Source organism: Rhizobacter sp. P3_C12, assembly GCF_056402735.1.
In genome coordinates this window covers 1-7,279 of sequence record NZ_JBFUGW010000290.1, presented here as the reverse complement: position 1 = coordinate 7,279, position 7,279 = coordinate 1, and the positions used below count along the sequence as shown (strand labels likewise).

6 protein-coding genes and 1 pseudogene are annotated in these 7,279 nt (G+C 71.5%); 4 read left to right on the top strand and 3 right to left on the bottom strand.

Annotated elements, in window-relative coordinates:
- Positions 1-349, top strand: a 349-nt coding sequence (locus AC1DXV_RS28700; RefSeq protein WP_477936813.1) for a winged helix-turn-helix domain-containing protein, incomplete at its 5' end; no start/stop codon positions are given.
- A gap of 1 nt (position 350) precedes the next feature.
- Complete coding sequence (gene creC, locus AC1DXV_RS28695; RefSeq protein ID WP_477867691.1) at positions 351-1,781, top strand: two-component system sensor histidine kinase CreC; 1,431 nt, start codon at positions 351-353, stop codon at positions 1,779-1,781.
- A gap of 24 nt (positions 1,782-1,805) precedes the next feature.
- On the opposite strand, the gene AC1DXV_RS28690 is transcribed toward creC, so the two are convergent.
- The 3 genes from AC1DXV_RS28690 to AC1DXV_RS28680 all read right to left on the bottom strand — a co-directional run bounded on the left by AC1DXV_RS28690 (position 1,806) and on the right by AC1DXV_RS28680 (position 4,741).
- Positions 1,806-2,282: an SgcJ/EcaC family oxidoreductase gene (locus AC1DXV_RS28690; protein ID WP_477867687.1), complete on the bottom strand. Its 477-nt coding sequence runs from the start codon at positions 2,280-2,282 to the stop codon at positions 1,806-1,808.
- 159 nt (positions 2,283-2,441) lie between these two features.
- Positions 2,442-3,125, bottom strand: a complete 684-nt coding sequence (locus AC1DXV_RS28685) for a response regulator transcription factor (RefSeq protein ID WP_477936811.1) — start codon at positions 3,123-3,125, stop codon at positions 2,442-2,444.
- Entirely contained in the window at positions 3,122-4,741 is a 1,620-nt protein-coding gene (locus tag AC1DXV_RS28680; RefSeq protein WP_477867683.1) for a sensor histidine kinase, read from the bottom strand. Before AC1DXV_RS28680 ends, AC1DXV_RS28685 begins: the two co-directional genes overlap by 4 nt.
- A gap of 181 nt (positions 4,742-4,922) precedes the next feature.
- Between AC1DXV_RS28680 and AC1DXV_RS28675 the strand changes: the two genes are divergently transcribed.
- Positions 4,923-6,995 carry a VIT and vWA domain-containing protein gene (locus tag AC1DXV_RS28675; protein WP_477936809.1) on the top strand — a complete coding sequence of 691 codons (2,073 nt, stop codon included), beginning with the start codon at positions 4,923-4,925 and terminating at the stop codon, positions 6,993-6,995.
- 9 nt (positions 6,996-7,004) lie between these two features.
- A pseudogene (locus AC1DXV_RS28670) lies at positions 7,005-7,279 on the top strand (hypothetical protein); the annotation flags it as partial.

Genomic DNA, 7,279 nt, shown 5'->3' with positions numbered 1-7,279 from the left:
GGCGGCGGCTGCCCCGGCCGCGGCCGCCGCACCGGTGCCGCCGATCGCGGTCGACGACGGGCGGCGGCAGATCCGCTTCTACGGCCAGMTGCTCGAGCTGTCACGCTACGAGTACGGCCTGCTGAAGACGCTGGTCTCGCGCCCGGGCCACGTGTTCTCGCGCGACACGCTGCTCGAGCGCGTGTGGGACGATGCCACCGAAAGCCTCGACCGCACGGTCGATGCGCACGTGAAGACGCTGCGCGCGAAGATGAAGCTGGTCGCGCCGGGGCTGGAGCCGATCAAGACGCACCGCGGCACCGGCTACGCCTTGGCAGAAGACCTGCCGGCCACCAAGCCGGAGAGCTGACATCTCGAAACGGACGCGGATCTTCGTCGGCATCCTGCTCGCCTACGCGTTCGGCGTCGGCGTGCTGATGTACCGGCTGCTCGGCGACATCGACCCGCGCTACCGCGAGTCGGCCGAGGAGTCGCTGGTCGAGACGGCGCACCTGATCGCCGCGACGCTGGAGGCCTCGTCGGCCGACGGCACGCTGCGCGCCCAGACGCTCGCGCCGGTGTTCGAGTCGCTGTATGCGCGCCGCTTCAAGGCCGACATCTTCGGCTTCGAGAAGACGCGCGTCGAGCTGCGCCTGATCGTCACCGACCGCGCCGGCAAGGTGGTCTACGACTCGACGCAGCGCCACCTCGGCGAGGACTACGCGCAGTGGCACGACGTGTGGCGCGCGCTGCAGGGCGAGTACGGTGCGCGCACCACGCCCGACATCGACAACGACAACCGCACCGCGGTGATGTACGTCGCCGCGCCGGTGCGCGCTCGCAACGAGATCATCGGCGCGGTCAGCGTCGGCAAGCCGGTGCAGAGCTTCGGGCAGTTCGTCGATGCGGCGCGGCGCAAGACGCTGCTGGTCGGCGTGACCTCGGTGGTCGCGGTGCTGCTGCTGGTGGTGATCGTCTCGGTGTGGCTGGTGCGGCCGTTCGGGCTGATCGCCGACTACGTGCGCTATGTGCGCGCGCAGCGCAGCTTCAGCCTGCCGCGGCTCGGCCGGCGTGCACTCGGCGCGATCGGCGCCGCCTACGACGAGATGCGCGATGCGCTGGCCGGCCGCAACTACGTGGCCGATTACGTGCAGACGCTGACGCACGAGGTGAAGAGCCCGCTGTCGGCGATCCGCGGCGCGGCCGAGCTGCTGCAGGAGCCGATGCCCGATGCCGACCGCGCGCGCTTCATCGCCAACATCGCACGCGAGACGCACCGCATCCAGGAGCTGGTCGACCGGATGATGGAGCTGACCGCGCTGGAGTCGCGGCGCAGCCTGGAGCGGCGCGCGCCGGTCGCGCTGCGCCCGCTGGTGAACGAGGCGGCCGCGAGCGCGCAGGCCGCCGCCGCCACGCGCAAGCTGAGCATCGTGGTCGAGGACGGGCCCGAGGCGAGCGTCGACGGCGATGCCTTCCTGCTGCAGCGCGCGCTGTCGAACCTGCTCGACAACGCGCTCGATTTCTCGCCCGAGGGCGGCACGGTGCGGCTGTCGCTGCAGATCAACCGCCGCACCGTCGACCTGCGCGTGCAGGACAGCGGCCCCGGCATTCCCGACTACGCCGAATCGAAGGTGTTCGAGAAGTTCTATTCGCTGGCGCGGCCGCATTCGCGCAAGAAGAGCACCGGGCTCGGGCTCTCGTTCGTCAGCGAGATCGCCGAGCTGCACGAAGGGCGCATCACGCTGAAGAACGCCGCGGCCGGCGGCGCCATCGCGACGCTGTCGCTGCCGCTCGGCGCCTGACGGTCCGCGGCTACGTGCCGGCCGTCATTTGCCGGCGCCCGCCTCCGGCATCGCCGACGAATGGTGGTGCGCGATCAGCCAGCGGCCGTTCTGCCACTCGTAGACGTAGGTGTAGCGGGCATGCACCTTCATGCCGCCCTTCAGCGTGAAGGTGTAGGTGCCGACGTCCTGCGCGACATTGCAGCCGATCTTGATGATGCGGCGATCGATCTGGCCCTGCGGCGTGCTCTTCAGGAACTTGACGAAGTAGTCGCGGATCTCGGCCGGGTTGGTGCGCGGCGTGTCCGACACGGTGGGGAGCAGCACGCCGTCGCTCGCGTAGTTCGCGACGACCTGGTCCGGATCGAGCGTGCGCAGCGAATCGTTCCAGCGGTCGAACAGGGCCGCGATCTGCTTGTCGTCGGTGGGTTGGCAGGCCTGGGTGGACGGCGCCTGCGCCAGGGCAGCGGTCGACAGGCTGAAGCCGATCGCGGGAAGGAGAGCTGCTCGCAGCAGGTTCATGAAAGGTCCTCGTCTGGGTTGGATGACACCGCATCGCGGCGCTGCACCGCGTCGCGATGCATGGTTGCCATTGTTCGAGCGGCCCATGAACGGGACCCGTGCGCCGCGATGAACGGCCGCTGACGCCCACATGAACGCCGGATGAACGGCGGCGCGCCGTCAGCCGGGCTGCGCGTCGAGCCGGTAGCCGAGCCCGCGCACCGTCTTGATCAGCGCCAGCGCATGGCCTTCGTCCACCTTGGCGCGCAGGCGGCGCACGTAGACGTCGACCACGTTGGTCAGCGGATCCTCGTTCGTGCCCCAGACGTTGGAGAGGATGCGTTCGCGGCTGTACACGCGCCCCGGCGCACTCATCAGCAGCTCGAGGAACGCGAGCTCGCGGGCCGTCAGCGCGAGCTGCTTGCCGGCCCGGCTCGCCTGCATGCTTTCGCGGTCCAGCACCAGGTCGGCCACCTGCAGGCTGCTGGCGCGCGGGCGCTGCTCGCGGCCGCGCCGCAGCAGCGCCTCGATGCGCGCCAGCAGCTCCTCGAACGCGAAGGGCTTGGTGAGGTAGTCGTCGGCGCCCAGGCGCAGGCCGTTCACCTTGTCCTCGAGGTTGCTCAGCGCGGTGAGCATCAGCATCGGCACGTGGCAGCCCTCGGCGCGCAGCGTCTGGCACAGCTCCAGCCCGCTCAGGCCGGGCAGCATCAGGTCCAGGATCAGCAGCGAGGGCGCGCTGCTGCGCGTCAGCGCCAGCCCCTGCGGCCCGGTGCGGGCGAGCTGCACGCCATAGCCCTCGGCCCGCAGGCCGCGCACCAGGAAATCGGCGACCCGCACGTCGTCCTCGACCACCAGCAGGTTCATGCCGCCTGCTCCCGCCGGCAGGGCAGCTCGATGCGCACGGTGGTGCCTTCGTCGAGGCGGCTGTCGAGGTGGATCTCGCCGCGATGCGCGCGCACGATGGCCTGCGCGATCGACAGGCCGATGCCGGTGCCGTCCGGCCGGTGTGCCCGCGCCCGGCGGCCGCGCACGAAGCGCTCGAACACGAGCGGCAGCTCCTCCGCATCGATGCCGATGCCGTCGTCCTGCACGAGGATCTCCATCCGGTCGTCGCGCACCTGCCAACCCAGGCGCACCGTGCCGCCGCGCCGCGAGTAGCGGACCGCGTTGTCGAGCGCGATCACCACCGCCTGCCGCAGGCGGTCGGCGTCGGCGTGCACGCTGGCGGGGCTGGATGCATCCCGCGGCGGCGCGTCGAGATGTACGCTCACCTCGTGCTGCGCGCCGAGCGCCTCGGCCTGCTCGGCCGCGTCGCCGAGCAGCGCCGGCACGTCGACCGCATCGAAGCGCATCGCGAGCTGGTCGGCCTCGGCCCGCGCGATCAGCAGCAGGTCGTCGATGACGCCGGCCAGCTGCTTCACGCCGCCGACGATGCGCGACAGGCTCTGCCTGTACTCGGCCACCGGCTTGTCGGCGCCGCGCAGCGCGATCTCGGCCTCGCCGCGGATCGCGGTGGCCGGCGTGCGCAACTCGTGGCCCAGGTCGGCGAACAGCTGGCGGCGGCGGGCATCGATGTGCTGCAACGCCTCGTGCGCCGTGCTCAGTTCAAGCGTGCGCGCCTGCACCGCATCTTCCAGCCGGTGGCGTGCCGCATCGGCCTCGCTGCGGTGTTGCTGCAGCTCGGCCGCCATCGCGTTGAAATGCCCGGCCAGGCGGTCGAACTCGTCGCCCGACCCGATCGCGACGCGGTGCCCCAGGTCGCCGGCCTGCAGGGCCTGGATGCCGCCCAGCAGGCGGTCGAGCGGGCGCTGCAGCCGCCGGCCCAGGTGCAGCGCCAGCAGCACCGCCACTACCAGCGTGACCAGCACCATCGCGCCGCCTTGCAGCCGCAGCATGTCCAGCCCGTGCACGGTGGCCGCACGCGCGGCCGGCACCACGATGCGCTGGCGTTCGATCGCGCCGTTGACGAGCTCGCGCAGGTCGCGGCCGCGGGCCGTGTCGAACACCTGGTTGAGCTCACGCCAGACCGTGCTGAACTCGGCGCCGCGCTCGAGCGGCGCCAATTGCAGCAGGCGCGAGCGCACGGCCACGATGTTGTCGTCGAGCAGCTCGGTGACGGCCACCAGCTGCGGCACCTCGGGCGGGACCGGCACGCCGTCGTCTGCCGCGAGTTCGCTCCGGGCGCCGAGGTCGCGCGCCGCCAGCTGTTTCAGGTTGGCCGCGCGGGTCTGCATCCGCGCCAGCAGCCGGTCGCGCAGCTCGAGCGAGGCGTCGGCGCCCATCAGCTGCTGCGAGGCCCACACGCGCAGCCGCTGCTTGTCGGCCGACAGCTCCAGCAACTCGGACAGGATGTCGCTCGCGAGCCGGCTGTGCTGCGCATACGCGTACACGCGGATCGCGCCCCAGCGCACGGCCACCGCCTGGATGCAGACCAGGGCGACCAGGGCGGCCAATGCGAGCGAGAGGCGGAGTCGGAACATGCGCCACTGTATCGCCCGTGCCGTCATCATGGTTCGGTCATGCGGCCGTCATCCATGACCCGGCGCCGGTCGGCTTCACACGCCCTTCACACGACGCTGCGGCGGCTTCGAAACCGCTTCGCATGCTGCGTCGATTCTTGCGGCCACGCGCCCTCCCTGCGGCGCGCCCAGGAGAATCGACATGACCCCGCTGCGCCGCGTCCCGTTCCACCCGCTTCGCCCGCTCACCCACGTCGGCCGCGTGCTGCTGTGCATCGCGCTGTCGCTGTTCGCCGCGATCCTCACGCTCGCCTGGTCGCCGGCGCGCGCCGACGACGCCGAGGCCCGCAAGGGCGAGAGCCCGTACTTCTTCGTCGACAACGGCGACCCCGGCACCGACCGGCTGCCGTTGAAATCGACCGCGGTCGACGTGCGCATCAGCGGCGTGATCGCCGACGTGACCGTCACGCAGCACTACCGCAACGAGGGCCAGCGCCCGATCGAGGCGCGCTACGTGTTCCCCGGCTCGACGCAGGCCGCCATCTACGCGATGAACGTGCGCCTGGGCAACCGGCTGCTGACCGCCCGCATCCGCGAGAAGCAGCAGGCGCGCATCGAGTACGACAACGCCAGGCGCGAGGGCAAGACCAGCGCGCTGCTCGAACAGCACCGGCCGAACGTGTTCGAGATGAACGTCGCCAACATCCTGCCGGGCGACGACGTGGCGGTGGAGCTGCGCTACACCGAGCTGCTGGTGCCGACCGACGCGCAATACGGCTTCGTGTTCCCGACCGTCGTCGGCCCGCGCTACAGCAACCCCGCCGGTGCGGCGGACCGGCAAGCCTGGGCCGCGACGCCCTACCTGCGCGCCGGCGTCGAATCGAACACCGCGTTCGACCTGAAGCTGCGGGTCGATGCACCGATCGCGGTGAAGGACGTGAGCTCGCCGTCGCACGAGATCCGCGTGCAGGGCGGCGACACGGCGCACGCGAGCGTGAGCCTCGCCGACACGAAGGCATCCAACAACCGCGACTTCATCCTGACCTACCGCCTGGCCGGCGACCGCATCGCCTCCGGCCTGATGCTGTACCGCGGCGACGAGCAGACCGGCGGCGAGAACTTCTTCCTCGCGATGGTCGAGCCGCCGAAGGCCGTGCCGCTGCAGCAGGTCAACCCGCGCGACTACATCTTCGTGGTCGACATCTCCGGCTCGATGCACGGCTACCCGCTCGACACCGCCAAGGTGCTGCTGCAGAACCTGATCGGCGGCCTGCGCCCGAGCGACACCTTCAACGTGATGCTGTTCTCCGGCAGCAGCCGCATGCTGTCGCCGGCCTCGGTGCCGGCCACGCGCGCCAACATCGAGCGTGCGCTGCAGGCGCTGGCGCAGACCGGCGGCGGCGGCAGCACCGAGATCGTGCCGGCGCTGCGCCGCATCGCCGAGCTGCCGAAGCCTGCCGACCTGTCGCGCAGCGTGATCGTCGTGACCGACGGCTACGTGACGGTCGAATCCGAGGTGTTCCAGCTGGTGCGCCGCCACCTGAACGACTTCAACGTGTTCGCGTTCGGCATCGGCAGCAGCGTCAACCGCAACCTGATCGAAGGGCTGGCGCGTGCCGGCCAGGGCGAGGCCTTCGTCGTCACGAAGCCGTCGCAGGCCGCCGCGCAGGCCGAGCGGCTGCGCCGCATCATCGACTCGCCGGTGCTGACGCAGCTGAAGGCGCGCTTCGACGGGCTGGACGTCTACGACGTGGAGCCGCCCGCGCTGCCCGACGTGCTGGGCGGCCGCCCGGTGCTGATCCAGGGCAAGTGGCGCTCGCGCCCGGGCGAGCCGGCGGCGGGCAGGCTGGTGCTCGACGGCCGCGCGGCCGATGGGCCGTGGCACGAGGAATTGATCGTGGCCGGCCACGAGGACCAGACCTCGTCCGCGCTGCGCCACCTGTGGGCCCGCGGACGCATCGCGGCGCTCAGCGACCAGGAGTCGCTGGTGGGAGGCAATTCCGAGAAGGAGGCCATCACCGCACTCGGCCTGAAGTACAGCCTGCTGACGCAGTACACCAGCTTCATCGCGATCGATCAGGTGGTGCGCAACCCGAATCCGGCCCTCGCGCCCACCGTCGACCAGCCGCTGCCCCTGCCGCAGGGCGTGGCCGAGACCGCGCTGGGCGCCGAGGTGCCGAGCACGCCCGAGCCGGCGGCCTGGGCCGCGTTGCTGGTGGTGTTCGGCGTGGCCGGTGTCGCGCTGCAGCGCCGTCGCGTGGCAGCGCGCGCATGAGGCCGGGCCATGGGAACCGTGTTGTCCACTTCCACCACCGGCCGCTGGCTGGGGCGCTTCGAAGCGATGCCACCGCTCGCCTGGCTCGCGCTGCAGGCGGTCGCGCTGTGGCCGCACTGGCGCTGGGCCGCGGCGCGGCTGGCCGATGGCTCGGACGATCCGCTCGGGCTGGTCTCGGCCGCCGTGCTGATCGGCTGGGTCGTGTGGCAGGCGCAAGGCCTGCGCGGCTCGGCGCGGCCGGCCTGGTGGACGGCCGCCGGCGCGCTGACGGTGCTGGCCACCGT

Coding starts and splice junctions, on each gene's coding strand:
- AC1DXV_RS28690 (WP_477867687.1), bottom strand. CDS start 2,282: ATGAACCTGCTGCGAGCAGCTCTCCTTCCCGCGATCGGCTTCAGCCTG.
- AC1DXV_RS28685 (WP_477936811.1), bottom strand. CDS start 3,125: ATGAACCTGCTGGTGGTCGAGGACGACGTGCGGGTCGCCGATTTCCTG.
- AC1DXV_RS28680 (WP_477867683.1), bottom strand. CDS start 4,741: ATGTTCCGACTCCGCCTCTCGCTCGCATTGGCCGCCCTGGTCGCCCTG.
- AC1DXV_RS28675 (WP_477936809.1), top strand. CDS start 4,923: ATGACCCCGCTGCGCCGCGTCCCGTTCCACCCGCTTCGCCCGCTCACC.